The 1409-nt window shown below is 58.4% G+C and carries 2 protein-coding genes; both read left to right on the forward strand.

Annotated features, from left to right (window positions below; genetic code table 11):
• Nucleotides 1-123 precede the first annotated feature (123 nt).
• Nucleotides 124-1218, forward strand: coding sequence for an iron ABC transporter permease (locus CW742_RS13085; protein ID WP_292421086.1), 1095 nt, complete (start codon nucleotides 124-126; stop codon nucleotides 1216-1218).
• A gap of 10 nt (nucleotides 1219-1228) precedes the next feature.
• On the forward strand, nucleotides 1229-1409 hold a 181-nt coding region (locus CW742_RS13090), incomplete at its 3' end, for an ATP-binding cassette domain-containing protein (protein WP_292421084.1).

The raw sequence follows: 1409 nt of genomic DNA on the forward strand, positions 1-1409 counted from the left end.
CATGACTGTACGACACGACACAAACCACGGCACAGCCATTACTCAACAGAGGTCCAAGAACAAACGGAGAGCAACCAGCCCGCGCCTGTCACCGGTCTGTACCACAAGGGCAGCTCCCGCCGTATCGCCCTCATCGTAGGGCTCTCGATCCTCCTGATTGCCACTGCAGTATTCTCCGCAGGGATCGGAACTGTCTCCATCACCCCGCAGGATACCATCCTTGCCATCGGCCATTCTTGTGCAGTATCTATCCAGAACTTCCTGCACACGTACCTCCCATCGGTAGCAGCATGGTATGACTCAGTCCCGTTCACGATCCCGGCACCCTCAAACCCGCAGGCTGAACTGATCGTTGTCGGTTTCAGGCTTCCACGGATCTTCCTTGCGATCCTGACCGGGATCAGCCTCGCGGTAGCCGGAGCGGTCATGCAGGGACTTCTCCGGAACCCGCTCGTGAGCCCGTTCACGCTCGGGCTCTCATCCGCAGCATCATTCGGCGCTGCGCTGGCAATCGTTATCGGCCCGGGAGTTCTCGTCTCCTACTTCCTGATGAGTTACGACATGTGGATCGTTGTCTTCGCCTTTGTCTTTGGCTGGTTGTCCATGCTCCTCGTGTACTGGATCTCGCGGTCCCGGGGCACGACGCAGTCAACCCTGATCCTTGCAGGAGTAGTTATCGGCTACCTCTTCACGGCGGGGGTGATGGCGCTCAAGTACATTACCAACAACGAGAAACTCCGCGAACTCATGGTCTGGCTCATGGGAGGGATGTGGGGGGCGAGCTGGAGCGCGGTCCTGCTCCTTATCCCACTTGTCATCATCTGTTTCTTCCTGCTCGAACGGAAGGCATGGGACTTAAATGCCCTGTCCGCAGGAGACGATGTGGCAAAGAACCTTGGCATCAATGTCGAGCGACTCCGCCTTTCAGGCCTCATGATCTCGACCTTTGCCGCGTCCTGCTGCCTCGCCTTCACCGGCATCATCGGGTTCATTGGCCTCATGGGGCCGCACATCTGCCGGATGATCATCGGCAGCGACCACCGGTACCTCATCCCCTGCGCCGGCCTGATGGGGGCGGCAATCCTGCTTCTCTCCGATACCGTTGCACGGACTATCATGAGCCCGGTCGAGATTCCGGTCGGGATCATTATGTACGCAATTGGGGGTGTGTTCTTCCTGTTCCTGATCATGCGGGCGAAAGGCAGGGGACTGTATTAGGGGGTGCTGGATGGAAGTCGTCATTGAAAGCGGCAGTAAGGAGTATAGCGGGAAACGGGTACTCGATGCAATCTCCGTCTCCCTGTGGAAATCCGAGATTGTCGCCCTTGTCGGCCCGAGCGGCTCCGGCAAGTCGACCCTCATCAAGACCATAGCCGGCGCCCACAATCACACCACCGGGGTGATCAGCA

The sequence above is a fragment of the Methanoregula sp. genome (assembly GCF_002835825.1).
Classification (GTDB): Archaea; Halobacteriota; Methanomicrobia; order Methanomicrobiales; family Methanospirillaceae; genus Methanoregula.